Below are 23,905 nucleotides of genomic sequence, written 5' to 3' on the forward strand. Positions count from 1 at the left end.
CCTCGCCGTGAGCCTGGCGGCTCATGAGGTGAGGCGACGCCTGCGTTGTCGTCGGGAGTTCGACCGCGGCCAAGCACAGAAACGGACCCGACCACCGCAATGACCACCACCTGGATCACCCGTCCCGAGACCGACGCCGATCTCGTCGCGATCCGCGAGGTCAACCTCGCCGCCTTCCCCACCTCCCTCGAGGCCGACCTGATCGAGGCACTGCGTGCCGACCCGTCGGCCTGGCTGCCCGGCCTGTCCTGGGTCGCCGAGACCCGGGACGGCGGCATCGCCGGTTACGCGCTGCTCACCCGGTGCCACGTCGACGACTCCCCCGCGCTCGCCCTGGGCCCGTGCGCGGTACTGCCCGGCAGCCAACGGCAGGGCGCGGGCTCGGCGGCCATCCGCGCCGCGCTGCGAGCCGCCCGGGAGCAGGGCGAGAACCTCGTGCTCGTCCTCGGCCACGCCGAGTACTACCCCCGCTTCGGTTTCACCCCGGCCTCCGGGTACGGCATCCGCCCGCCCTTCGACGTCGAGGACCAGTACATGATGGCGCTCGCCTTCGATCCGGCACGCCCGATCCCCACCGGCACCATCCGCTACCCGGCGGCCTTCGGCGTCTAGCACCAACGCGGTCCGTGCGGGGACACCTGGTGCTCCCGCACGGACCGCTTCTCGCACGGACCACGCGGTGCCGGTCAGCTCATCGGGGTCATGTCGAAGGGTCGGGCTCGGGGTGGGGGCTTCTGACCGGGGTCAGCATTCCCACCAGGGCCGTTCCCACGATGGCGGCACCGGCGGCCAGCGCGATCTCCGGCGCGCCGTAGCGGGAGGCCGCCAATGTGAGCAGGGCCGCCCCGAGGGGGCCCAGCGCGAAGTGGATCGTCCAGAACGCCGAGGTGACCCGGCCGAGCAGGTGGTCGGGGGTGATCTCCTGGCGGAGCGTCTGGGAGCAGATCCCGGCGATCGCGGAGCCGAGCAGGAAGCCCGCCATGATCGCCGCGATGCCCGGCACCTGCGGGGCCAGGCCCAGGCAGGCGACAGCCGTACCGGAGACGGCGACCGCGGCTATCCAGGTCGGGCCGAAGCCGAGCCGTCCCCTGACCCGGGCCACCACCGCGGCCCCGGCGAGCGATCCGACCGCCCCGCAGGCGAGCACGACACCCACGGCGTCGTCGTTCTGGCCGAGGTCGTGCTTCAGGTAGTAGATGACGATGTCGTCCAGCCCCGCGGTGAGGAAGATGAAGAACGTCAGCAGGATCGTCAGCCAGCGCAGCACCGGGTGCCGCCACAGGAACCTGGCCCCGTCGAGGAAGCCGCCGCGCTTGCCGGCCGGCGCCTCGGCCGGGCGCAGCCGTACCAGGCACAGGCCCAGGGCCGAGATCGCGAAGCTCGCCGCGTCGATGCCGAGCGCGACGGTCGGGCCGTAACGCTGGGAGGCCAGCCCGGCCAGCGCGGGGCCACCGACGCTCGCGGCGGCGTAGACGGCGTACAGGCGGCCGTTGGCCTCGGTGAGCCGCTCCTTGTCGACCAGGCGCGGGACCACGGTGACGTAGGTGACCTGGAAGACCATCCCGAGGGCCGCGCCCAGCGGAACGACCACGTACAGCAGCCAGATCTGCGGCGAGAAGATCCACGCCAGGGGAACGAGCGCGTAGAGGGCGGCCCTGGCGACGTCACAGGCGATCAGCAGCCGCCGCCGGTCCAGGCGGTCGGCGGCGAGCCCGGCGAACGCGCCCGCCACCAGCGAGGCCACTCCGGACAGCCCGGTCATCAGGCCCATCTGCACGACCGAGCCGGTCTCGCGCAGCACCAGCAACGGGATGGCGATCAAAGAGAAGGAGTCGCCGGCGACCGACAGGGCCTGGATCACCAGAAAGAGGGAGAAGTTCCTGTTGCGCCATAACGACACGCGGTGGGGCCTTTCGAGCGGGCCGAAAACGTCAACACAAGGTTGACAACTCTTCCATCCGGAATCCACTTGTTTTCCAGCAACCCGGAGAGTGACAACATCATTACTCTCCGTCGTCTTTCAGTTTTGGGTCAGGTGCGCTTGGGGATTCACCAGGGGTGAGAGGCCATACCTGAGCATCTGTTCAGGCGTGCTGCCGGCCGCGGGCCGGACGAACGAACGAAGGGCTGGTGAAGGGGCCATGTGCGAAGGACACGAAGGGCACGATCACGCCGGTGGCGCGACCACGCATCTCCATCCGACCCTCTACCGTCGCGGGGGCGCTCTCCTGACGCCCGCCGAGGTCCACCACCAGGTCTTCACGACGGTCCGCTTCCGCGAGGGCTACGACCTGGCCGAGGTCGACGCCTTCCTCGGACAGGTCGAGGTCACCATCAACACCATCCTGCGCGAGAACACCGAGCTGAGCGCGCAGCTGGCCGCGGCGCAGGCCATCCGTCCCGGCTCGGCCGCCGTCGGCGACAGCGCCGCGCGCATCGTGGCGGTCGCCCAGGAGGCCGCCGACCAGGCGCTGTCCGACGCCCGCGGAATGGCCGAACAGATCCTCGCCGAGGCGCGGGCCCAGGCCGACACCCTGCTGGGTGAGGCAGCCCAGATGAACCGGGAGGCGGCCGAAAACCTCCAGAGGTCGCGCAACCGCGTCAGGAACATCCTGCAGATGCCGGTCGGCGAGTTGCGCGGCCTGCTCGACGAATTCGAGCCCGATCGCGGCGAAGCGGCCACCCTGCCGCGCGCGATGACGGCGCGGGATGTCGCGCTGGTGCAGCAGCACGCACGGGCACATCAACCGGGGCCACCCCAGCCAGGGGCGCACCAGCCGGGGGCAGACAGCCACACCGGCCACCCGCCGTTCCGTTCGCCGCGACCGGTGGGCGAGGACGTCTGACTCGCGTCACGATCAGCCGGAGGTCTGGCTCCTCTCAGGAGGGCTGGCCTCCGCTTTCGTTTCCGTCCCCCGCCGTTCCGGATGGATGGCCTCGGTGTGCTCGGTGTGCGCCACGGCCAGGTCGAGCAGCATGCGGACGTGCGCGTCGTCGAGCCGGTAGTACGCCATGCGGCCGGCTCGCCGTACCGCGACGACCCGGTGCGCCCGCAGCAGGCGGAGCGCGTGCGAGGCCGCGGACTCGCTGAGCCCGCTGACCACGGCCAGGTCGCACACGCAGAGCTCTCCTTCGAGCAGGGCCAGCAGCAGCCGCAGCCGCCCGGGGTCCGACAGCAGCCCGAAGACGTCCGCGGTGTCGCCGAGATCGGACTCGGCCGGCATGCGAGAGCGCACGGCCGCGACCCTGTCGGGGTCGACCACCTTGGCCGCGCAGCTCTCGATGTCGGTCACCTGGCCAGTTGAAGAGCTCTTCATACGAGGGACCATAAGCGAGTCAGGGCCCGGATGGTCAAGACCTGTTCGCGTCCGAGGAGTGGGTGGCGGCGGCCGGCTCGGCCTCCTCACCGGCCCAGTGGGCGACCACCAGCGTCGCGCCGACGACGACCGCGACGACCGCGGCGGCCACGACGTACCTTCTCGGCAGCGCGCCGTTCTGCTGCTTGCTCGCCGCCAGTCGCATGCCCACGATCGCGGTCCGCAGGAGAACGCCGGTGACCACTCCCAGCAGCACCGGCACCACGGTCGGCGGGAGCGGGCTGTAGGCCGCGGCCAGGACGCCGAGCGCGGGGCTGAGGCACGCGACCACCAGCCACGGCGCCAGTCGCTGCCTGGCCATGTCCAGCAGGGCAGTGAGCGCGAGGCCCTCGCTGGTCGAGTGGATCATCAGGGCGGCCACGACCACCGCGGACACGGTCAGCGCCAGCGTCGCGCCCTCGATGGCACGATGCGTGGTCAGCGCCGCCGCGGTGCCCATGCCGCCGAACAGGGCGGCTCCCGCCGCCTCCTTCACCTTCCGGTGGAGCCCGGGAGCGTGCAGTCCGGCCGCCCGCCTGGCGGTGTCGGCCGCGCACCCGCAGCCCTTGCGCGTGAAGTAGGTGACGACCAGGAAGCCGGTGACCACCGCGACGGCCACCACCCACAGCGGCATGCCGGTCTCCACCGCGTCGTGCCAGGCGTCGGGCAGCATGTCCGCGACCGCGACCACCAGCATGACCGCGGACGCGATCGCCAGCCAGACCGACACGCGTTCGGACTCGCGCCTGGCCAGCCACGCTCCGGCGAGCGTGGCCGCACAGATCAGCCCCACGGCGACCCATGAGGCGGTCGAGGGCTGCCCGCCCTCCAGTGGTGTCCCTGCCAGTTGCATCCCTGATGACCGCACTGTGGCTCCCTTTCGACGGGCCGCCGCCGGCGGCTGCGCTACGTGTTCGATCGACTACTCATCGCGACGTGGTTATGCCGGAAGCAAAGGGGGCGCAAACGTCTGCCCTGGCAAAGAAACCCGCCCCGGTTGACGCTCTCACCTGCGGGTATCACGCTCTGTGCCATGCCTGAGCAGATGTTCACATGTTGAGGGTTCAAAGGATCGAGCTGCCACCTGCTCCGACGGCTGCTGCTCGCCCACCACCTGAGAAGCGGGCCGGGAGGCGGGGACCGCCATCGCTCCGCCGTACCCGAACGACAGGCTCTAGCATGTCGGGGATGAGGCTGATCGGCGTCCCGCTCGTCGCCCTCGCCGTGGCCATGGCGGGGTGCGCGCCCACGACCGATGGACAGGCTGCCACCCCGGCTTTCAGGAGTGCATCCACGCCGGTGGAGAGCCCCACGTCCCCTGCCGAGGAGACGCCCATACCAGGACCCGTTGTCACTCCTACGGCCGGCTCCGGCTGGCGGTACGCCTACATCAGCGAGCAGCCGGACTCCGAGCTGCTGGATGTCGCCGCCGCGGGGCCGCGACAGGCGTGGGCTGTCGGCAGCGCGGGCGGGAAGATCCTGCTGCTGCGCCACGACGGCAGCGGCTGGCGGCAGGTCGAGCCTCCAGCGGGCGTGGGCGAGGTACCGTCAGGGATGAAGGTGCACGTGGCCGCGTCGGCGCCGGACAACGTCTGGCTGCTCGTGCCCCGGGTCGGCGGCGACGGGCAGATCGACAGGATGACGGCCTTCAGATGGGACGGCTCGCACTGGCAGCCGATCGCGGCCGAGCTCGACACCGGGAATGTCGCCGACTTCGAGGTGCTCGGCCGCGACGACGCGTGGACCGTCCACGGCGTCGAACAGCCCTACGCCAGGCACTGGGACGGGCGAGCCTGGCGCACGGTACGGCTCCCGGCGGACGCCGAGTCGCTCAGCGGCACCGGGCCAGGGGATCTGTGGGCCGTGGGCGCGCGACACTCGGGACCGGCGATATCGGACGACGAGCTGAGCCAGCCCGCCGCGATGCACTGGGACGGCCGGGCCTGGCGGCTGGTGCCCACGCCGGCCTACGCGTTCGCCGAGCCGAAGCCTCCAGAGGGCAGCGCCGGGCTGGACGGGGTGGTCGCGCTGTCCGGCGACGACGTGTGGGCCACGGGCACGCACACCTTCAACCACGGCGAGGTGGACAACGAGCCGGACGACCCGCCGGCGATCCTGCTGCACTGGGACGGCGCCCGGTGGACCAAGCACGCGGCCCCCAGCTCGCGCTACTGCTGTCCCGAGCTCGCCGGAGACGGATCAGGCGGGATCCTGCTCGCGACCGGGAGTCCCGGCTTCCGCGACACCTGGCGCCTGGACGCCGCCGGCCGGCGGATTCGCCCGGCTCGCCTGCTTGCCGTACCAGGGCTGAGGCGCTCGCAGTTCTTCGATCTGGAGGCGCTGGCGGGCGCGCCGCGCGGCGGGACGGTCTGGGCCGTCGGACAGCTGTCGGCGGACGGCGGCTTCTGGCGCCGCGCCGTCATCGCCCGCCTCGGTTGATCCGGGGCGGCTCAGGGTTTTCCCCTATAGCCCCACGACCGACATCTCGCTAGTCTGATGTGAGCTGTATCACACCCAGCTGGCCGATTCCGCGTCTGGCGTTGCTGGAGGCGATGGGAATGCTGCACCTTTCCTGCCAACACCTGCCTGGCATCACCGTGGTCGCGATCGCCGGTGAGATCGACATCGCGACGGCGGACGAGCTCGAGACCTTCATCCGCGAAGCCCGCCTGCATCCGAGTGACCACCTGGTCTTCGACCTCGCCGAGATGACCTTCATCGCCAGCGTCGGCCTTCAGGTGCTCCTCGACGCCGCCCGCTTCACCAGGCGGCACGACGGCACGGTACAGCTGGCCGCGCTGCGCTCCGAGCCCCGGCGCATCATGGAGATCACCCAGGTCGACACCCAGTTGCCGGTGCACGCCAGCGTCGAGCAGGCCATCGCCGCGGTGCTGAACGCGCAGATCCGGGCCTCCAGGACCGGCGCCGGCAGTGAGGGCGCCTCGTCGGCGTGACGGGCCGGTCAAAGAAACCCTTTCCCTCCGTCGCCGCTCTTTTGGCGATCCGGCGGTTTCGTTTTGCCTGGCCAGGGGCATGGGCCGACCAGCGTGGCTCCCGCAGGAAGAGGTCGCGATAGCAGCGGCCTGTGCCGCATGTCGTACGCGCCAGCGGGTCGCGTGCGTCCGAGGAAGTGACCGAGGTGGACACTCGCCCCGACGTGACCGTGCACGTTCAGCGCTCGGCCGTGATCTCCGACGACTATGCGGTGGAGGGCCTGCCCAGGGCCAGGGAGGCGCCGCCGGACGGAACGGCGGCCTCGCCGTGCCCGCTGGACAGCTACTTCGACGGCATCCAGGAACGCTGGCGGGATGTGCAGGCCTTCTTCATGGAGGACCCGCGCGGAGCGCTGGAACGGGCGGACACGCTGCTCGACGAGGTGACGGGCTCGGCGTGTTCGCTGCTGTTCGGCACCCTGGCCGACCTGCGCGACGATTGGCGGGACGACAAGGACACCGAGCGCCTGCGCACTACCTTGTGCGCCTACCGTGACCACCTGCAGCAGATACTGCAGTTGTTCGACCGCGCGCCGTGATCGCCGGCTCCGCGACGTCCTGGAGGGCCTTTCCGACCTCGGCCTGTGCCCTGCGGCGCAGCGAGTGGGCGAGCACCGAGCCGAACACCACGTGGCCGAGCGCCATCACCAGAGGTCTGCCGGGCTGGTCGCGGTGCGCGGGCGGCATCGCCGTCAGGGTGGGCACCCATCCCTCGTAGCCGGCCAGCCAGATCGCCAGGCCGTACGCGGCCCCGACCGGCCACGCCGTCCCGCGCCCGCGGGTCACCAGCCCGAGCAGCGCCCCCGCGCCGGCCCCGAAGGCGTAGTGCGCCAGCACCGCCAGCGGTTTCTCCCCCGTCTTCGCCCGGCCGGGATGGCCGGGCAGCAGGCCGCGGACGACGTGCTTGGGCGGCTGGTCCCCCATCAGCCCGGCCTTGTCTCCGGCGAGCATGACCGCGCTCATCGCCGTGGTGGCCGTCACCCCGGCGAACGCCCCTCTGACCAGTTGGCGAAGCATGCCAGCCCGCCTGCCCGCTGGAGGCGGGACGAAACGAGCGGGTTCGCCGACCGCCGCCCCTGTCCTGGGTCGGTCACGGGAAGGCGGGGCGGCGGCGAACCGGTCAGCGGGTCGGGCGGCTGCTATGCCGAAACCGGCTCGGCGGCCTGCTTGTCGCTGCCGGTGGCGGAACGGCCGGACGTCGCCGCGGGGACGTGCAGGATGCCGCCCCGGGGGTCGTACGCGTCGGCCTGCGGATCGTCGAACCAGAAGCCCCCGTCACGCAGGTAGCGGAAGGCGAAGCTGAGCCCCTGCGGCACCTGGACGGCGACGCTGTGCCTGCCGTCGTCGCCGACGGTCATCGGGTGGGCGTAGGGGTCCCAGTCGTTGAAGTCGCCGACGACCGAGATGGGCCCGCTGACTTCGGCGGGCAAGGTGAAGGTGAGCGTGACCATGGCCCGCTTGTCCGGCTTACTGCGCGAGATCATCTTATCCCCCTGCATGCAGTGATGACTGGCGATCCTTTCTGCCGTCCTACCTGCGGGCCGCGTACCCGGCCGCTGAGCCACGCCGTACATGACCGCCTTTTGACCGCGCCAGGGACGCCCTCCGTCAGGTATAAGGTTCATGCAACGCGCGCACAGGTGGCCTGTGTGCCTACCGCCGCGCCCCATAGTTGACGCAAGAAGACCCGAGCTGGGCTCGTCTTCACATAAAGACGTGAGAGAGTGATCATGGCTAAGCAGATTGTGGAGACTTTCGTCGACGACCTCGACGGCAGCGCCGCCGACAAGACGACCAAGTTCGCCCTTGACGGCGAGCAGTACGAGATCGACCTCTCGGCGACCAACGCCGACAAGCTGCACGCGGCGCTGGCTCCGTTCATCATCAAGGCCAGGAAGGTCGTCCAGCCCAGGGGCGTGCGCGCCGGACGCGGCGGCACCCGCGGTGGCGCCACGATGAGCCGCGAGAAGAGCGCCGAGATTCGCCAGTGGGCCAAAGCCCAAGGGCTCCAGGTAAGCGAGCGGGGCCGGATCTCCTCCGCGATTGTCGAGCAGTACGAAGCCGCCCACTGAATCCCGCGGAATATCTCGCGAAATCGTCCGGTAAAGCGATATGAGAATGCGCGACTACTCGATCTGCAGGGCGGCCAGCGCGTCGGCGACGGTGGCGTGGACGGGTAGGTGGGAGTCGACCCCGGTGATCTGAAGAATGCGTGAAGGAGCCGGTTGCAGGGCCACCAGCCGCACGGTGCCGCCGTGCCGGCTGGTGAAGGTGTAGGTGTTGAGCAGCACCCGCAGGCCGGTGCTGTCCATGAAGGGCATCTCGGCCAGGTCGAACACCAGGTGGTCGCCCGGTTGCCGGCGGGCCTGCTGGATGTAGGCGTCCAGTTGGCCGCTGGTGGTCGTGTCGATCTCCCCGGTCACACTGATCAACGCGACACCCGGACGGTGCCGGCAGGTGAGCATCAGAGACGGCATGCAGCAACCATAGCCGTGTGATCGTCAACCTGTCCCTGTGCTCGGGGACGGATCACCCTCGGCCGGTCTCAGGCGGCGCCGTGAGGGTTCGCGTCCGCGCGGTTGCCGCGGCGCGGGGCCGGGCGGCGGCACGGCGGGGATCGGGCAGGCGATCGGGCTGCCGCGGGTGACGGTGATCGGCTTGCCGTGGTGAACGACGGGGAGCGGGTCGCCGTCGATCAGCGTGTAGGTGGCGGTGGCCGCGTCCACCTGCACTCCCAGCCTGCTGCCGCGCATCAGGAGGCTGAAGGCGAGCCGGGTCAGCCCGTCGGGCAGCCTCGGGGCGAAGGTCAGCTTGCCTTCGCGGCGGCGCATCCCGGCCAGGCCGTTGACCAGGGCCATCCAGCTCCCGGCCAGCGAGGCGATGTGGAGGCCGTCGCCGGTGTTGTGCTCCAGGTCGTCGAGATCCATGAGCACGGCCTCTGCCACGTAGTCGTAGGCCAGCCGCAGCTGCCCGACCTCGGCGGCGAGCACCGCCTGGGCGCTGGCCGACAGCGAGGAGTCGCGGACGGTGAGCCGTTCGTAGTAGGCGAAGTTGCGGGCCTTCTGCTCGGCGGTGAAGGCGTCCCCGCGCCGGAACATGGCCAGGACCAGGTCGGCCTGCTTGACCACCTGCTTGCGATAGAGGTCGAAGTAGGGGAAGTGCAGCAGCAGCGGGTACTGCTCGTCGGTGGTGGCCTCGAAGTCCCACTCCTCGTGCCCGGTGAACCCGGCCGCCTGGGGGTGAACGCCCAGCGTCTCGTCGTAGGGGATGTGCATCGTCTCCGCGGCCTCGCGCCAGCCGGCCATCTCCTCGTCGTCGATGCCCAGTTCGCGGGCGCGGTCGGGGTGGCGGCCCGCGGTGTCGGCTGCGGCGACCAGGTTCTGCTGGGCCATCAGGTTGGTGTAGACGTTGTCGTCGGCGATGGCGCTGTACTCGTCGGGGCCGGTGACCCCGTCGATGTGGAAGCGGCCCTGCGCGTCGTGGTGTCCCAGTGACCGCCACAGGCGCGCGGTCTGGGCCAGCAGTTCCAGCCCGACTCCGCGCTCGAAGTCTTCGTCCCCCGTGCAGTTGCCGTGGCGGATGACCGCGTCGGCGATGTCGGCGTTGACGTGGAAGGCCGCGGTGCCGGCCGGCCAGTAGCCCGAGCACTCCTGGCCGTCGATCGTCCGCCACGGGAAGCACGCCCCACGCAGGCCCAGCTGGCTCGCCCGTTCCACGGCCAGCGGCAGCGTGGAGTGCCGCCAGCGCAGGGCGTGCGCGGCGGCGTCGGGTACGACCTGGGTGAGCAGGGGCAGCACGTACGCCTCGGTGTCCCAGAAGCAGTGCCCGTCGTAGCCAGGACCGGTCAGGCCCTTGGCCGGGATCGCCCTGCCCTCGGCCCGCGCCCCTGCCTGCAACACGTGGAACAGCGAGAAGCGCACCGCCTGCTGGATCTCGGCGTCGCCGTCGACCTGCACGTCCGCGTTCGCCCAGAACGTGTCGAGGTAGGCGCGCTGCTCGGCCAGCAGGCCGTCCCATCCGGTCTGTGCCGCGCCGGTGAGGGCGGCGGCGGCCTGATCGCGTACGGCCGGCCGCGAGCGCGACCCCGACCAGCCGTACGCCACGAACTTGATCAACCGCAGCCGCTGGCCCGGCTGCAGGGACGCCGTCACCGTCACCCGCCCGAGGTCCGGCATGCTCTCGGCGCTCACCTGGACGCCCGGTACACCCCCGATGACGTGGTCCATCCCCACGGCGACGCACAGGCCGCTGCGCTGGGTACGATGCACCAGCCCGGCACGGGTGTCCTTGGCCGCGTGCTCCAGCCCGAGCAGCGGGGCCTCCAGGACGGCGGCGACCCGGGGATCGCCGCCGGGCAGCGGAAGCGGCTCGTTGGCGACGAGTTCCGACTGCACCACCAGCCGCACCGGGCCCGCCAGCGACTCCACCTCGTAGCAGATCGCCGCGACGGAGCGCTGCGTGAAGGACACCAGCCTGGTGGTGGAGACGCGCACCACGTCGTCGGCCGGGGAGGCCCATTCGGCGCGGCGGCGCAGCACCCCGGCGCGCAGGTCGAGTTCGAGCTCGTGCGAGCGCAGCTCTCCGTAGCGGACGTCGAACGGCTCGTCGTCGACGAGCAAGCGGATCAGCTTGCCGTTCGTCACGTTGATGAGGGTCTGGCCGGACTGCGGATAGCCGTAGCCGGCCTCCGCGTACGGCAGCGGCCGCAACTCGTAGACGCCGTTGAGGTAGGAGCCTGGCAGGCCGTGCGGCTCGCCCTCCTCGAGGTTGCCCCGCCAGCCGATATGGCCGTTGGACAGCGCGAAGAGCGACTCGTACTGGGGCAGCACGTCCAGGTCGAGGTGGGTGGCGCGCAGCCGCCACGGCTCGACAGGGAACGCCGGGTGGCTGATCATCGCTGCTCCAGGAGCTGGGCCAGGTCCGTCACGACGACGTCGGCGCCGTGCGCGCTGAGCTCGGCGGCCTGCCCGACCCTGTCGACGCCGACCACGAACCCGAACCCGCCGGCCCTGCCCGCCGCGACTCCGGCGAGGGCGTCCTCGAACACCGCGCACGCGGTCGCGTCCATCCCAAGAGCGCGGGCGGCGGCCAGGTAGGTGTCGGGCGCGGGCTTGCCCGCCAGCTGCTCCCGCTCGATGGTGCGGCCGTCGATGCGCACCTCGAACAGGTCCTCGATGCCGGCCGCGGCGAGCACGTCGCGGCAGTTGGCGCTGGAGGAGACCACCGCGCGGCGCAGCCCCGCCTCCCGCACCGCCTGGACGTAGCGCACCGAACCGTCGTATGGCCGCACGCCGTCCTGTTTCATCAGGCGCAGCACGATCTCGTTCTTCCTGTTGCCCAGGCCGTGCACGGTCTCGGCGTCGGGCGGGTCGTCGGGCCTTCCCTCCGGCAGGTCGATGCCGCGGGAGGCGAGGAACGACCGCGTGCCGTCGGCGCGGGGCTTGCCGTCGACGTAGGTGTCGTAGTCGGCCTCGGGGTCGAACGGGACGTACGGCTCGCCGAGCGACCTGGCCCGCTCCCGCAGGTAGCCGTCGAACATCTCCTTCCACGCGGCGGCGTGCACGGTCGCCGTCTGGGTGAGCACGCCGTCCAGGTCGAACAGGCACGCGCTCACCCCGTCGGGCAGTCCAAGGTCGCTCCCTTTCACGTCATCCCCCCACGGTAGGCATTCCCTACGGTCGGCCCCCTTGGGAGACGTGCCCGGCAAGTCGCACCGGCCCACCTGGCCGACCCGTCGCCGAGGTAAAGGAAGGGCACGAAATCAGCTCGCCGTCAGGGTGACTCCCGCGTCGGTTGCCTCCGGTCGCGTCGCCGGGAGAATGCCGCCTGGATGCGGAAGCGGCTTCGACAGCAGCCCTCTCGGCGGCCGTCATGTCTCCTGCCGCGGGTGCGGCGGAGGGCTCGATGGGAGGGACCTGGCCGATCTCGGTGCCGGATGGGGCGGGAGGTGCGGTTCGCCGTGGGACTCCAGCGCCCGGTACAGGGTGGAGCGGCCGACGCCGAGGTGCTTGGCGGACCAGCAGCTCCTTCACGCTGCGGGCGCCGCGGTCGGGTTTGTCGATGACCAGGGTGTCGCCGGGGTGCATCCGCTCGACGGTGGCGCGCAGCCGTTTCCGGGACGGTCGTCGGCCTGGGCGGGAACAGCGGCGGTGGCAGCCTTTGTGGCGGCCGTCGTCTCCTTCGCCTGCTGCTTGGCCTCAGCGATCAACTCACCCGGTTACCGGGCAGGGGCACGGTCTTTCGTCGGGACTCTCGGTCCAGATCGAGGGGGTGCTCACCTGCCGGTGGCTACCTGTCCCGAGTCTGCCGAACGGCGACCCGTTGGCTCTCATGAGATCGAGGCTGGACCGTGCGTATTGGAGACCCAGCGGGAGTGGGACGCCACGGTCGAACAGGCTCGGCTGTACAACCTGGCGGAGCAAGTGGACGAATCGCGGTTGGTATTCAAATCTCAACCCCCGAGGCATATCGTCCGAAGAGGGGAAACGCACTTCACGAAAATCGGGGGATGGTCATCATGGCCGCGACAAAGAAGATTCTGATTATCGTCACCAACGTCGGCGAATATGAGAAGGTCGGCATGAGGACGGGCCTGTGGCTTGGCGAGCTCACCCACTTCTGGGACGTCGCCGAGCAGGCGGGACTGTCAATGGACATCGCAAGCCCGCTCGGCGGGAAGATCCCGCTGGACCCGGAGAGCCTGTCTCACGAGGTCCTAGCAGAGCTTGGCACCGAGAAGCGCTACAGGGACAGAAAGTTCATGGACCTCCTCGAGGAAACCAAGAAGATCTCAGAGGTGAATCTCGAGGACTACGACGCCATCTATCTCACCGGGGGCCACGGGGTCATGTTCGACTTCCCGCAGAGCGGGGATCTGGAGGATCTGATGGCACAATTCTATGAGAGCGGCAGAATTGTCTCAACCGTCTGTCATGGCGGTACAGGTCTCCTTAAGGTGACACTCGAAAACGGCGACCCTCTGGTTAAGGGAAAACGGGTCACCGGATTCTCGTGGCCGGAAGAAGAGTTGGCAAACAGGGCGGATGCCGTCCCCTACAACCTTCAAGAGGAGCTGAAGAAGCTCGGGGCCAATTACAGCACGGCCGACAAGCCGTTCGAGCCGTACGTGGTCGAGGACGAACGTCTGATCACGGGACAGAACCCGGGCAGCGCCAGAGCCGTCGCCGAAGCGGTGGTCAAGCGGCTCACCGCCGCGGCATAGACCAAGAGAGGCGCCTCACTGCGGGCGCACATCGTCCTGCTCCTCGCAGCCTCGGCGGCGTTGGCCGCAATCCGACCTCGGCCTGGGTCACGCGCTCGTGGTTCCTGGCTCTGCACCTGCCTGGGCATCTCCAATGGCCCACGATTGTCGCGATGATCGCTCTCGGGCTCGCTCTCTGAGCCGGTGTTCGGGCGGGAGGCTACTGCGGCTGCGGACGCCTATCTGCACGGCGACCCGGCTCCGCTGCACGGCCTGGCCAGGCTAGCTCCCACTGCCCCGGTCTGAGGTGCAGCAGCGGGGGCGGGGCTCGGTGTCGTGCATGGGGGCGTCCTCGGGAGCGGTGAGTACCGGGTTAGGAGATCGGTCTGGATGCCCCCGAGGGTCTTGCGGGTCAGGACATGCGGCTTCACCCCAATCAGCGGCCATTCGGCTCGGCCCTCCCCCGCGTGGCCGGAGGCGTGCCTGGGTTCAGTGGCCCATCACGGGCTTGGCGCCGGCGGAGGGCAGGGGCAGGTGCTCGCGGATGAGCAGCCAGCTCGCGACCAGCACCCACGCCGCTGTCAGCAGCCCAGGAAGGATCACCACCAGCGGGCCGTCCGGCGCCAGCACCCCGCCCGTGTTGCCCACCATGGCGGCGGCCAGCAGCCTGATCGCGGCGACCGCGATGGCGAACCAGGCCATCCACTTCGGGAACACCTTCGTGTGCAGGATCGCGGCGGCGACGGCCGCGAAGGTGGCGGCCATGGCGACCCCGGCGATGCCGCCCATCACCGTCAGCGCCGTGTACGGCCCGGCCGCGATCGCCAGCAGCGGCGGATTGGCCACCATGGCGTAGGTCATCCCGGCGAAGACCGCCACCCCGATGAACCCGATCACGGTGACGACCACGAACCCGGCCAGCACCAGCGCGGGAGTGTCGCTGCTCTCGTCGGCCCGCCGGAAGGCGGTCGCCAGCGCGACGCCGAACCACAGGAACAGCATCAGGGCGACGGCGAACAGCAGCGCCGCGGTCAGGATCTGGGTTCGGTACGCGGCCAGGTATCCGGCGATCGTCGTGGTGCTGTCGCTGATGCTCGGCGCGTTGCCCATCACCAGACGCCCGATGAGTCCCACCACGAGAGCGCCGATACCGGCCATTCCGCCCCATCGAAGCTCGTGACTCTCCTTGATGTCCATGAGAATCACCCCCAATATCGATGATTCGTCCGGCCCAGGATGAGCCTCAAGCACCGGTCAGCCATTTTTCGCCCGCCCTCGCCCAAGAACGCTTTGCCCGCCCCTCGGGCGGCGCTCGAAGGGCGCGCGGCGGGCCCCGGTCGGAAAGACCGGCAGGTCGGGACTTTAGTCCCTTCATCGGCCGCCACCTGACCGGAGAAACTGGACAGTATGCGTGTGGACGATTCCGGCCTTCAGGTGCTCTCCCGGGCAGAGTGCCTGGAGTTGCTGTCGTCGGCGGAGATCGGCCGGATCGTCTTCACCGACCACGCGCTGCCCGCCGTACAGCCGGTCAACTTCTGCCTGCGCGACGGGCACATCGTGATCAGGACCAACCCCGGCTCGAAGCTCGCCGCGGCCACCAGGCACGCCGTGGTGGCCTTCGAGGCCGACGACTTCGACACCCTTGCCCGTACCGGCTGGTCGGTGACCGCGGTCGGGCGGGCGCGGGCCGTACAGGACGAGGCGGAGCGGGCCCGGCTCGCCGAGCTGCCGCTGCGACCCTGGGCGCCCGGTGACAGGAGCCACTACATCGTGATCCGGATCGAGCAGGTGTCCGGGCGGCGGATCATCGCTGCCCACGAATCCGCGACCCCCGCATAACGGTTCCTCCTGAGCGCCACCGGGCAGGGGACCTGAGCGGACGATGCCGCTCAGGCCGCTCAGAGGGGCGAAGGAGGCCGGCCCATGAACGCAGTGATCGTCGTCGGGACGGACGGCTCGGCGGGGGCGACCCGCGCCGTCATGTGGGCGGCGCAGGACGCCGCGCTCAAGAGGTCGCGGCTGCAGATCGCGCACGTGCTCGAAACCGCCCGCGCCGACGTGCCGTACAACCCGCCGAGAGAGGTCGCCGAGCGGCTGCTGGCCGAGGCGGCGCGCTCCGCCCGGGAGCTCGGCCCCGCGGTCGAGGTCACGGTACGGCTCCTGGCCGGTCATCCCGCCACCGAGCTGCGCGCGCTGGCCGAGAACGCCGACGAGCTCGTGGTCGGCAGCCGTGGCCTCGGCGGGTTCGCCAGCGCGCTGCTCGGCTCGGTGAGCCTCGGCGTCGCCGGCCGGGTGCACCGCCCGGTCGTCGTCGTACGGCCGGCGGCGGCCGCTCAAGGAGCCGCCGCTCAGGGAGCCGCCGCTCAAGCGGAAATCGTGGTCGGGGTGGACGGCTCCGCCGACTCCGAGGCCGCCCTCGAATACGCCGTCACCGAGGCGGCCCTGCGCCAGGCGCCGTTGCGCGTGGTGCGGGCGTGGCAGGTTCCGCCGCACGTCATGAGTTTCGACCCGCTCGCGGCCCAGCAGGAGCAGGCCGAACTGGTCGCCGACCTGCTGGCGCCCTGGCGGGACAAGCACCCCGAGGTGTCCTTCACCAAGGACGTCGTCTGCGCCCACCCGGCTGCCGCCCTGGTCAACGCCTCCAAGAACGCGACCCTGGTCGTCGTCGGGAGCAGGGGGCGCGGCCAGTTCGCCGCGGCGGTGCTGGGCTCGGTGAGCCACGGCGTGCTCTGCCACGCTCACTGCCCGGTGGCCGTGGTCCGCCGTTGACCTTGTGATGCGCGCGGCTACCAGGACCAGCTGGGCGTCGGGGTGTCGACGAAGCGAGCGATGTCGTGCTGGGTGACGACCGCCAGCCGGTCGGCGAGGTCGGCCAGTGCGCGGGAGGCGGCCAGCTCGTCGCCGATCTCGGCGACGGCGGGGTCGGCGGGGTTGCGGCGGGCACTGCCGGTTCCGGACAGGTGCGTGCCGTCCTTGGTGGTGAGGACCGCCTTGGCCGAGGTGTCGTCGCCGTCCTCGGTGATGTAGATCTGCACGGTCCACTTCTTGGCTTCCATGACGATGCCCCTCGTGTCGCGACGCCGCCCGGTAGGGCCTCACCTCCCATTTCACTCGCATGGAGAGCCTGTTCACCAGGGGGGAAGGCTGGAGATATGTCTTCTTCGAGCTTGACGTTCCTCGGCGGGGCCGGCACGGTCACGGGCAGCAGGTTCCTGCTCGACCTGCCCGGCGACACGCGGATCCTGCTGGAGTGCGGCCTGTTCCAGGGCTCGCGCGAGCTGAGGCGCCGCAACTGGGCGGCCTTTCCGATCCCGCCGTCTACCATCTCGGCCGTCGTGCTCAGCCACGCCCACCTCGACCACTGCGGCTACCTGCCCGTTCTGGTACGGCAGGGCTTCGGCGGCGCCGTCCACACCACGCCCCGCACGGCCGAGCTGACCGCGATCGCGCTGCGCGAAAACGCCCGGCTCATGGTGGACGAGGCCGACCACGCCAACGCCGTCGGCTGGTCCGTCCACGATCCCGCCCTGCCCCTCTACGACGACGAGGACGTCACCCGCGCGCTGGCCAGGCTGGTCCCGGTCGAGCACGACACGCCCGTCCGGCTACACGGCGCCCGGCTGTCTCTGCACAGGGCGGGACACATCCTCGGCTCGTCGTGGACGCAGCTCGTTCTGGACGCGGGGAAGACGATCGTGCACAGCGGCGACCTGGGCAGATCCGTTCATCCCCTGCTGCAGCCCCCGGTGCCGCTGCCGGGAGCCGACGTCCTGCTCGTCGAGTCGACCTACGGCGACCGCCGCCACGACGACAACGCCACGCTCGACGACCTGGCGAAGGCCGTCACCAGGACCGCCGATCGCGGCGGCCGCGTGCTCATCCCCGCCCTCGCCGCCGACCAGATCGAGGTGATCGTCTACCGGTTGCGCGAGCTCCGCCAGGCGGGCCGCATTCCCGAAATCCCCGTCTACGCGGACAGCCCCATGGGTCTGGCCGCCCGGAACGTCCACCTCGACGCCATCGCCGCGCGCGAGGCCGAGCTGCGTCCCGGCCTGACGCGCGACACCATCGACCCGAGCTGGGTGCGCGAGCTGACAGTGGCCGAGGAATACCATCCGTGCGTCATCGTCTCCGCCTCGGGCGGCCGGGTCCTCCACCACCTGCTGCCCGACCCGCGGATGACGGTGCTGATCGCCGGATTCGCCGCCCTCGGCACCCGAGCCCGCGACCTGGCGGACGGCGCGACCTCCCTCAAGATCCACGGACGCTACGTCCCCGTTCGCGCCGAGATCGTGAGCCTTCCGGGCTTGTCGGCCCACGCCGACGCCGCCGACACCATCGCCTGGCTGTCGACCGCCGCCCGGCCGCCCGCGGTGACCTACGTGGTCCACGGCGAACCCGACGCCGCCCGGGCGCTGCGCGACCGGATCCACGACCAGCTCGGCTGGCACGCGGTGGTGCCACGGCCGGACGAACGCGTCCTGCTCTGAGCCGGTTTCCGGCCGTCAGTCGAGAACTTCCGACAGCGGGCGGCGGACGCCGCGGCTCGCCTCGAAGGTGAAGCCGAGCCGCATGATCATCTGGGGGTACTCGCCCGAGCACACCTCTTCCCGCAGGAACTCGCGCAGGTGCGGCAGCTCCAGGGACTGGGTGTGGAAGGCGGCGCTCACCCCGTAGGCGCACGCGTAGAGCAGGACCCGCTGCAGGGCCTGGCCGGTCGCGATCCACTCCTGCCTGGAGTCCCTGGGCGTCGTCATGACCGCCACCACACCCGTCGCCGTGGCCGCGGGCTGATCGCTCTCGATCCCCCACGCGTAGTCCCGCTGGGGAAAGCCGGTGTCGGAGGGCTCGTGCGGATAGGCGTCCGCCGGAACCCCGTCCTTGCGCGGGCTGCCCGGCGCCCGCCCCCACCTGCGCACCTCGGCGTCCTCGGCGCGCGCCGCCTGGGCGGCCTGCGTGACGGCGGCGAGCACGCGGACGGCCCGCTCGTCGCCGATCGGCATCAGCTTGACGTTCTCGGCGGCCGCCTGCCGTACCAGGGCCTCGACCAGCTTGCCGGGGACGGGCAGGGTGGTGAATCCCGCGCGGTGGGTGCGCCTGCGCTCGATCTCGGCGCAGAGCAGGCGGGTGGTCTCGTCCGGTGTCACGACCTCGCCGAGCCGTACGGTCGCCAGCAGGTTCGCCCTGTCGGGGTCGGGCAGGATCCGCGTCACGGGGGCCCGCCCTCTGCTCCGGAGCACGGTGCGGATGTTGAACAGCGCCGCGCCGCAGCCGATGAGCATCTCCCTGCCCTCGGGGTCGCCCGCGCGCAGCTTGCGATCGGCGTCGGCGCGGACGCCGATCTCCTCACCGGCGACCGCGAACGTCCACGGCTGCGTGTTGTGCACGGACGGAGCCCAGGTCGCGGCCTCCAGCGCCGCGCGGATCGCCTCGGCCTGCATGGCCATCACCTCCCAGCGGTGTCGGCTCCAGCGCATCACGCGGCCAGGCGCCCAGGTCAGGGCCGAAAGTCACCCTCCTCAGGGCCCATCGTCAGGGGTTGCCCGAGCTGAGTCGGCGAAAGGCCGCGTACAGCGGCAGGCGCGTCGGACACCGGCGGGCGGCCGGTGAACGCCGGGGTGGCGGCACGGGCCGCGTCAGGTCCAGGTCGTCCAGGTCGACGCCGGTCGCGGCGTCCAGCGTGCGACGGTGGTGCGCGTCCAGCTCGGCCAGAGCCGGGTGGCCGGCGTGCGCGTCCAGCAGGAGCCTGGCGGCCGGCATGGCGTCGGCGAGCTCGTGCCACAGCCGGACGAGAGGGGCGCGCAGGTCGTGCGGCGGGTCTTCGAGCACGGCGTCGAGCCGGGCGTCGAAGGCCCGGTACCAGCGGCGCTGCACCTCACGCAGGAACTCCTCGGAGCCGCCGAATTCGGCGGAGACCTCCGCCGCGAGCTCGGCCGGAACGATCGGCCGCCCTGTCTCGGCGATGCCGGCCAGCACGGCATGGACCAGTTGGTGGCGGCGGCGCGACTGACTCCATGACATCTGTCTCGACCTACTCAGTGTCGGTGACATACACGATGTATGTCGTATGCTAAGCGCATGTCATCTGTCAAGCGCCGGCGCGATCAGTACGCTCAGGCGACCAGGTCCGCGCTGCTCGAAGCGGCCACCCGTCGCTTCGCCGAGCATGGCTTCGCCGGTACGGCGCTTGAGGACGTCGCGGCCGACATCCAGGCCAGCCGCGGCGCGGTCTACCACCACTTCGCCAACAAGACCGCGCTGTTCGAGGCGGTGGTCGAGGAGCTGGAGACGGAGATGGTCCGCCAGGTGATCGAGTCGGGCGCGCAGGCGGCCGGCACCTGGGAGGCGGCGATGGCGGCCACGGAGCGTTTCCTCGACCACTGCTGCGATCCCGACTACGGGCGCGTGGTCTGGCAGGAGGCTCCCATCGCGCTGGGGTGGCGGCGCTGGAAGGAGTGCGAGGAGAAGTACGCCTACGGGCTGATCGAGCAGCTCATCAAGGCGCTCGTCGACGACGGCGAGCTCCCGCCGCTGCCGGTGGAGCCGATGACCCGCATCACCTTCCACATTCTCGGCGCCGCGGGGATGGCGCTGGCCGAGGCGCCCGAAGCGGACAAGCCCAGGGTCAGAGCCGAGTACTCCACGGCGATCCGGCAGCTACTCGCCGGCGTCCGGGTGACCGGAGCGAAGACCTCGCGGGCGGCGACAGGCTAGCCGAGGGCGCGGTCGAGGTTGAACGCGGCGCTGATCAGCGCCAGGTGGGTGAAGGCCTGCGGGAAGTTGCCGCGCTGCTCCCCCGTGTGCCCGATCTCCTCCGCGAACAGGCCGACGTGGTTGGCATAGGTGAGCATCTTCTCGAAGGCCAGTCTGGCCTCGTCGAGCCGCCCGGCGCGGGCGAGCGCCTCGACGTACCAGAACGAGCAGATCGAGAACGTGCCCTCCGTGCCGCTCAGGCCGTCCGGGCTCGCCTCGGGGTCGTAGCGATAGACCAGCGAGTCCGACACCAGGCGGTCGCCGAGCGCCGCCAGGGTGGACAGCCACTTCGGATCGGTCGGCGAGACGAACTTGGCCAGCGGCATCATCAGCACCGAGGCGTCGAGGACCTCGCCGTCGAGGTGCTGGGCGAACGCTTGCAGCTTGGGTGACCAGCCGCGGCGCATGATCTGCTGGTAGATCGTGTCGCGCGCCCGCTGCCAGCGGGGCAGGTCGGCGGGCAGTCCGCGGTGGTTGGCCAGGCGGATGGCCCGCTCGATGGCCACCCAGCACATGAGGCGCGAGAACAGGAAGTCCTTGCGCCCGCCGCGGGTCTCCCAGATGCCCTCGTCGGGCTGGTCCCAGTTGTCGCAGACCCAGTCGACGAGGGTGTTGACGTAGTCCCAGCTGTCGCTGGAGATGGGTTTGCCCCACTTGTCGTAAAGGTAGATGGCGTCGACGAGCGCGCCGTAGATGTCGAGCTGGAGCTGACCGACGGCGGCGTTGCCGACGCGGACCGGGCAGGATCCCTCGTAGCCGTCGAGGTGGTCGAGCCGGCGTTCGGGAAGGTCGCCGCGTCCGTCGATGCCGTACATGATCTGCAGGGGTCCCGACGCGCTGGACGAGCAGGTGCACACGTTCGCGGTCAGGAAGCGCATGAACGCCTCGGCCTCGTCGGTGAAGCCGAGCCTGAGCAGGGCGTAGACGCAGAACGCGGCATCACGGACCCATACGTACCGGTAGTCCCAGTTGCGTTCGCCGCCGATCTCCTCCGGCAGGCTGGTGGTCGGCGCGGCCACGATGCCACCCGTCGGGGCGTACGTCAGCAGCTTCAGGACCAGCGCGGAACGGTGGACCATCTCCCGCCACCGGCCGCGGTAGCGCGAGGCGGACAGCCACCGCCGCCAGAAGTCGACGGTGGCGACGAACTGCGCCTCGGCCTCTGTCCTCACGCATGACCGTGGCGCCACTCCCTCGCCGACGCGGTCGAGGGCGAAGACGGCGCATTCGCCCTCGTGGAGCTTGAACTCCGACCACACGTCCGAACCGTCGGCTTCCATCGGCACCGTGGCCGACAGCGCGAGAGTCAGGGAGGGCGACTCGAACAGCGCCTGGCCCTCCGAGAAACGAAGCGTGTGCGGCTGGGTGCCGTACTCGAAGCGCGGCGCCACCCGCGCCCGGAACGGAAGCGATCCGCGGACGCAGGTCACCCGCCGGATCAACCGGTGCCGGTCGGACTCCGGCGACTGCCCGGCGACGGGCATGAAGTCCTGGATCTCGCCCACGCCGTCGTCGGCGTAGAAACGGGTGATCAGCACGTTCGTGTCGGGAAAGTAGAACTGCTTGGTCCTGGCCGGCCCGTCGGCGGCCAGCTCGAACGACCCGCCCAGGTCGCTGTCCAGCAGCGCGGCGAACACGCTGGGAGAGTCGAAATCCGGACAGCAGTACCAGTCGATCGTGCCGTTCACGCCGACGAGCGCCGTGGTGCGCAGATCCCCGATCAGCCCGTGGTCGGCGATCGGCAGGTACCGGGGCCGCGGGCCGTCCCCGGAGGTTCCCATGGTCATCTCGGCCTCCTCGCCGTTCCGACCCCGCCGCCAGCCTAGGAAGGCCGGCGGCGCGCCCGAGTCTGCTGTACGTCAAAGACTCGGCAGGGTTTGGCGACCGCGCCCCAGATCGAGCCGTAGACGACGCTGCCGCCGGTCACGTAGGCGGTCTCCGGCGCCATGGTCAGGCCGAAGTTCGGCGGCATCTGGGCGAGCACGCCGTCGATGATGCGGATGAGGTTGAGGAGGTACAGCGGGAACCGCCGCCGGTGACGCCGAGATGGACGTGGCTTCCGCGCACCCAGGCGGTCAGCGTGTAGGCGGTGCCCGGCCGTACGGTCACCGGCTGGGCACACCTGGCGTGGTCGGCGCCGCGAGCAGCGACGTATGCCTTGTGGGACCTGCTCGACCGCAGGATCAGAACGCCGAAAAGCCCCTAAGCTACGCGGTTATGGTTCGTACCCGGCTGTATCGCAACGGCGTGCTGCGCGCTCACGGCTTCCCCATCGCCGACGTCTCCGACCACCTTTCCGACACGGCGGCGACAGTCTGGTTCGACCTGTGCTCTCCCACCCCTGCCGACCTGGCGGTGATCGCCGAAGAGCTCGGCCTGCACGCCCTGGCCGTCGAGGACGTCCTGCACGATCGCCAGCGGCCCAAGCTCGACGTCTACGACAGCCACCTGTTCCTCAGCGTCTACGGCGTGCGCCTGAACCCGGAGACCGGCCGGCTGGCCATCAGCGAGATCGACATCTTCGTCACCCGCAACGCGCTGGTGACCGTCCGCTCCGACGACGGCGTCGACATCGACCAGGTGGCCAAACGCTGGGACGCCAACGCCGGTCTGGCCGGTCACGGAGTCGGCTTCCTGCTGCACGGCCTGCTCGACTACATCGTCGACGGCCACTTCGAGATCGTCCAGGACCTCGACGAGCGCGTCGAAGGTCTCGAAGACTCGCTGTTCACCGACGACGGCGCGACCAGGTCGCTCCAGCGGCACACGTTCGAGCTGCGCAAGGACATGGTCGCCTTCCGCCGCGTGGTGCTCCCGATGCGGGAGGTGCTCAACGCCCTGCTGCGCCGCGACCTCCACGTGGTCGACGCGGCAATGACCCCGTACTACCAGGACGTCTACGACCACGTGCTGCGCGTCAGCGAGTGGATCGACTCGCTGCGGGACCTGATCGGCAACATCCGCGAGACCTCCCTGTCCCAGCAGGGCTTCCAGCTCAACACCATCATGAAGCGCGTCACCAGCTGGGCGGCGATCATCGCCGTGCCCACCGCGATCACCGGCTTCTACGGCCAGAACGTGCCCTATCCCGGTGCCGAACAGCCGATCGGGTTCTGGACGTCGACAGCCATGATCGTGGGCGTCTCCGCCGCACTGATCGCCGTCTTCCGCAAGCGCGACTGGCTGTAGCCGACCGCCTCGAGGAGCCGGCGTAAAGGCGACGCCAAGGTAAAGAATTCCGTTGCGGATCCCCTATGCCGCAGGGGATTGCGCGCCCGCGGCCGGGACAACACTTGCACCGCTCTATACGTTTCGCTTACGTTGAGGGCACTCAAGGCGCACATCAGGCGTGCCACTGCACGCCGCCCGCGCCCTCAATATTGCCGAGACCGCGCATCTGCATGGACGTCACCTACATGAACGTCGATTCCGCAGACCGGCGCGGCCGCCGAATCCGCGATGGTCGCGGAACCGGGGACCCAATCTCCCTTGGGGTGAATCGGAACGCCCGTCGCAGATGGCGTCCGTAGGGCACTTCCACGCCCGAACCCGTCAGCTAACCCGGTAGGCGGCATGGAAGCTAGGAGCAAATTCCCGTATGT

At 70.4% G+C, this 23,905-nt stretch carries 26 protein-coding genes and 1 riboswitch; of the genes, 12 read left to right on the plus strand and 14 right to left on the minus strand.

Features of this window, described 5'->3' with window-relative positions; translation table 11 throughout:
- Nucleotides 1-99: 99 nt before the first annotated feature.
- Nucleotides 100-612: a GNAT family N-acetyltransferase gene (locus ACFXJ8_RS07645; protein WP_379643016.1), complete on the plus strand. Its 513-nt coding sequence runs from the start codon at nucleotides 100-102 to the stop codon at nucleotides 610-612.
- Between the two features lie 88 nt (nucleotides 613-700).
- Here ACFXJ8_RS07645 and ACFXJ8_RS07650 read toward each other — a convergent pair whose 3' ends face one another.
- Nucleotides 701-1,900, minus strand: coding sequence for an MFS transporter (locus ACFXJ8_RS07650; RefSeq protein ID WP_379643017.1), 1,200 nt, complete (start codon nucleotides 1,898-1,900; stop codon nucleotides 701-703).
- 241 nt (nucleotides 1,901-2,141) lie between these two features.
- Between ACFXJ8_RS07650 and ACFXJ8_RS07655 the strand changes: the two genes are divergently transcribed.
- Entirely contained in the window at nucleotides 2,142-2,846 is a 705-nt protein-coding gene (locus ACFXJ8_RS07655; RefSeq protein ID WP_379643018.1) for a DivIVA domain-containing protein, read from the plus strand.
- Nucleotides 2,847-2,858: 12 nt separating this feature from the next.
- Here the strand turns inward: ACFXJ8_RS07655 and ACFXJ8_RS07660 are convergent, their stop codons facing one another.
- Both ACFXJ8_RS07660 and ACFXJ8_RS07665 read right to left on the minus strand, forming a co-directional pair.
- The gene (locus ACFXJ8_RS07660) at nucleotides 2,859-3,317 is read right to left on the minus strand and encodes an ArsR/SmtB family transcription factor (RefSeq protein WP_379643019.1); all 459 of its coding nucleotides are present in this window, start codon (nucleotides 3,315-3,317) and stop codon (nucleotides 2,859-2,861) included.
- Between the two features lie 34 nt (nucleotides 3,318-3,351).
- Entirely contained in the window at nucleotides 3,352-4,224 is an 873-nt protein-coding gene (locus tag ACFXJ8_RS07665; protein ID WP_379643020.1) for a hypothetical protein, read from the minus strand.
- 320 nt (nucleotides 4,225-4,544) lie between these two features.
- Between ACFXJ8_RS07665 and ACFXJ8_RS07670 the strand changes: the two genes are divergently transcribed.
- The 3 genes from ACFXJ8_RS07670 to ACFXJ8_RS07680 all read left to right on the plus strand — a co-directional run bounded on the left by ACFXJ8_RS07670 (nucleotide 4,545) and on the right by ACFXJ8_RS07680 (nucleotide 6,888).
- The gene (locus ACFXJ8_RS07670; RefSeq protein ID WP_379643021.1) at nucleotides 4,545-5,795 is read left to right on the plus strand and encodes a hypothetical protein; all 1,251 of its coding nucleotides are present in this window, start codon (nucleotides 4,545-4,547) and stop codon (nucleotides 5,793-5,795) included.
- A gap of 119 nt (nucleotides 5,796-5,914) precedes the next feature.
- Nucleotides 5,915-6,310, plus strand: coding sequence for an STAS domain-containing protein (locus tag ACFXJ8_RS07675; protein WP_379643022.1), 396 nt, complete (start codon nucleotides 5,915-5,917; stop codon nucleotides 6,308-6,310).
- Nucleotides 6,311-6,513: 203 nt separating this feature from the next.
- Entirely contained in the window at nucleotides 6,514-6,888 is a 375-nt protein-coding gene (locus ACFXJ8_RS07680) for a hypothetical protein (protein WP_379643023.1), read from the plus strand.
- Here the strand turns inward: ACFXJ8_RS07680 and ACFXJ8_RS07685 are convergent.
- Together ACFXJ8_RS07685 and ACFXJ8_RS07690 are read right to left on the minus strand one after the other, a co-directional pair.
- A complete protein-coding gene (locus ACFXJ8_RS07685; RefSeq protein ID WP_379643024.1) occupies nucleotides 6,824-7,366 on the minus strand; it encodes a hypothetical protein in 543 nt (180 codons plus the stop codon). The two genes, ACFXJ8_RS07680 and ACFXJ8_RS07685, sit on opposite strands and share 65 nt — an antisense overlap.
- A gap of 122 nt (nucleotides 7,367-7,488) precedes the next feature.
- Nucleotides 7,489-7,833 carry an isoamylase early set domain-containing protein gene (locus tag ACFXJ8_RS07690; protein WP_379643025.1) on the minus strand — a complete coding sequence of 115 codons (345 nt, stop codon included), beginning with the start codon at nucleotides 7,831-7,833 and terminating at the stop codon, nucleotides 7,489-7,491.
- A 246-nt stretch (nucleotides 7,834-8,079) separates the two neighbouring features.
- On the opposite strand from ACFXJ8_RS07690, the gene ACFXJ8_RS07695 reads away from it, so the two are divergent.
- A complete protein-coding gene (locus ACFXJ8_RS07695) occupies nucleotides 8,080-8,421 on the plus strand; it encodes an Lsr2 family protein (protein WP_379643026.1) in 342 nt (113 codons plus the stop codon).
- A gap of 54 nt (nucleotides 8,422-8,475) precedes the next feature.
- Here ACFXJ8_RS07695 and ACFXJ8_RS07700 read toward each other — a convergent pair whose 3' ends face one another.
- Genes ACFXJ8_RS07700 through ACFXJ8_RS07710 form a run of 3 tightly spaced genes read right to left on the minus strand, consistent with a single transcriptional unit; the run spans nucleotide 8,476 to nucleotide 11,996 of the window.
- Complete coding sequence (locus ACFXJ8_RS07700; RefSeq protein WP_379643027.1) at nucleotides 8,476-8,826, minus strand: STAS domain-containing protein; 351 nt, start codon at nucleotides 8,824-8,826, stop codon at nucleotides 8,476-8,478.
- A gap of 24 nt (nucleotides 8,827-8,850) precedes the next feature.
- Nucleotides 8,851-11,244 carry a glycoside hydrolase family 65 protein gene (locus ACFXJ8_RS07705; protein WP_379643028.1) on the minus strand — a complete coding sequence of 798 codons (2,394 nt, stop codon included), beginning with the start codon at nucleotides 11,242-11,244 and terminating at the stop codon, nucleotides 8,851-8,853.
- Nucleotides 11,241-11,996, minus strand: coding sequence for a beta-phosphoglucomutase family hydrolase (locus ACFXJ8_RS07710; RefSeq protein WP_379643029.1), 756 nt, complete (start codon nucleotides 11,994-11,996; stop codon nucleotides 11,241-11,243). The genes ACFXJ8_RS07705 and ACFXJ8_RS07710 overlap by 4 nt, the downstream gene beginning before the upstream one ends.
- A gap of 861 nt (nucleotides 11,997-12,857) precedes the next feature.
- On the opposite strand from ACFXJ8_RS07710, the gene ACFXJ8_RS07715 reads away from it, so the two are divergent.
- Complete coding sequence (locus tag ACFXJ8_RS07715; RefSeq protein ID WP_379643030.1) at nucleotides 12,858-13,571, plus strand: type 1 glutamine amidotransferase domain-containing protein; 714 nt, start codon at nucleotides 12,858-12,860, stop codon at nucleotides 13,569-13,571.
- A gap of 468 nt (nucleotides 13,572-14,039) precedes the next feature.
- Here the strand turns inward: ACFXJ8_RS07715 and ACFXJ8_RS07720 are convergent, their stop codons facing one another.
- Complete coding sequence (locus ACFXJ8_RS07720) at nucleotides 14,040-14,747, minus strand: hypothetical protein (RefSeq protein WP_379643031.1); 708 nt, start codon at nucleotides 14,745-14,747, stop codon at nucleotides 14,040-14,042.
- Nucleotides 14,748-14,957: 210 nt separating this feature from the next.
- On the opposite strand from ACFXJ8_RS07720, the gene ACFXJ8_RS07725 reads away from it, so the two are divergent.
- Complete coding sequence (locus ACFXJ8_RS07725) at nucleotides 14,958-15,389, plus strand: pyridoxamine 5'-phosphate oxidase family protein (RefSeq protein WP_379643032.1); 432 nt, start codon at nucleotides 14,958-14,960, stop codon at nucleotides 15,387-15,389.
- An 84-nt stretch (nucleotides 15,390-15,473) separates the two neighbouring features.
- On the plus strand, nucleotides 15,474-16,319 hold the full coding sequence (locus ACFXJ8_RS07730; protein ID WP_379643033.1) for a universal stress protein: 846 nt from the start codon (nucleotides 15,474-15,476) through the stop codon (nucleotides 16,317-16,319).
- Between the two features lie 17 nt (nucleotides 16,320-16,336).
- On the opposite strand, the gene ACFXJ8_RS07735 is transcribed toward ACFXJ8_RS07730, so the two are convergent.
- Complete coding sequence (locus ACFXJ8_RS07735) at nucleotides 16,337-16,606, minus strand: DUF1876 domain-containing protein (RefSeq protein WP_379643034.1); 270 nt, start codon at nucleotides 16,604-16,606, stop codon at nucleotides 16,337-16,339.
- 96 nt (nucleotides 16,607-16,702) lie between these two features.
- On the opposite strand from ACFXJ8_RS07735, the gene ACFXJ8_RS07740 reads away from it, so the two are divergent.
- Nucleotides 16,703-18,040, plus strand: a complete 1,338-nt coding sequence (locus ACFXJ8_RS07740) for an MBL fold metallo-hydrolase RNA specificity domain-containing protein (RefSeq protein ID WP_379643035.1) — start codon at nucleotides 16,703-16,705, stop codon at nucleotides 18,038-18,040.
- Nucleotides 18,041-18,055: 15 nt separating this feature from the next.
- On the opposite strand, the gene ACFXJ8_RS07745 is transcribed toward ACFXJ8_RS07740, so the two are convergent.
- Together ACFXJ8_RS07745 and ACFXJ8_RS07750 are read right to left on the minus strand one after the other, a co-directional pair.
- Nucleotides 18,056-18,991 carry an Acg family FMN-binding oxidoreductase gene (locus ACFXJ8_RS07745; protein WP_379643036.1) on the minus strand — a complete coding sequence of 312 codons (936 nt, stop codon included), beginning with the start codon at nucleotides 18,989-18,991 and terminating at the stop codon, nucleotides 18,056-18,058.
- A 91-nt stretch (nucleotides 18,992-19,082) separates the two neighbouring features.
- On the minus strand, nucleotides 19,083-19,571 hold the full coding sequence (locus ACFXJ8_RS07750; RefSeq protein ID WP_379643037.1) for a hypothetical protein: 489 nt from the start codon (nucleotides 19,569-19,571) through the stop codon (nucleotides 19,083-19,085).
- A gap of 57 nt (nucleotides 19,572-19,628) precedes the next feature.
- Between ACFXJ8_RS07750 and ACFXJ8_RS07755 the strand changes: the two genes are divergently transcribed.
- Nucleotides 19,629-20,264: a TetR family transcriptional regulator gene (locus tag ACFXJ8_RS07755; protein WP_379643038.1), complete on the plus strand. Its 636-nt coding sequence runs from the start codon at nucleotides 19,629-19,631 to the stop codon at nucleotides 20,262-20,264.
- Here ACFXJ8_RS07755 and ACFXJ8_RS07760 read toward each other — a convergent pair.
- Both ACFXJ8_RS07760 and ACFXJ8_RS07765 read right to left on the minus strand, forming a co-directional pair.
- On the minus strand, nucleotides 20,261-22,090 hold the full coding sequence (locus tag ACFXJ8_RS07760) for a glycoside hydrolase family 15 protein (protein WP_379643039.1): 1,830 nt from the start codon (nucleotides 22,088-22,090) through the stop codon (nucleotides 20,261-20,263). The genes ACFXJ8_RS07755 and ACFXJ8_RS07760 overlap by 4 nt on opposite strands.
- A 35-nt stretch (nucleotides 22,091-22,125) precedes the next feature.
- A complete protein-coding gene (locus tag ACFXJ8_RS07765; RefSeq protein ID WP_379643040.1) occupies nucleotides 22,126-22,287 on the minus strand; it encodes a hypothetical protein in 162 nt (53 codons plus the stop codon).
- 233 nt (nucleotides 22,288-22,520) lie between these two features.
- Between ACFXJ8_RS07765 and ACFXJ8_RS07770 the strand changes: the two genes are divergently transcribed.
- Nucleotides 22,521-23,492: a magnesium transporter CorA family protein gene (locus ACFXJ8_RS07770; RefSeq protein WP_379643041.1), complete on the plus strand. Its 972-nt coding sequence runs from the start codon at nucleotides 22,521-22,523 to the stop codon at nucleotides 23,490-23,492.
- Nucleotides 23,493-23,739: 247 nt separating this feature from the next.
- Nucleotides 23,740-23,889: riboswitch (cyclic di-AMP (ydaO/yuaA leader) on the plus strand.
- Nucleotides 23,890-23,905 lie beyond the last annotated feature (16 nt).

This window comes from Nonomuraea sp. NPDC059194, from assembly GCF_042754765.1.
Lineage (GTDB): Bacteria > Actinomycetota > Actinomycetes > Streptosporangiales > Streptosporangiaceae > Nonomuraea.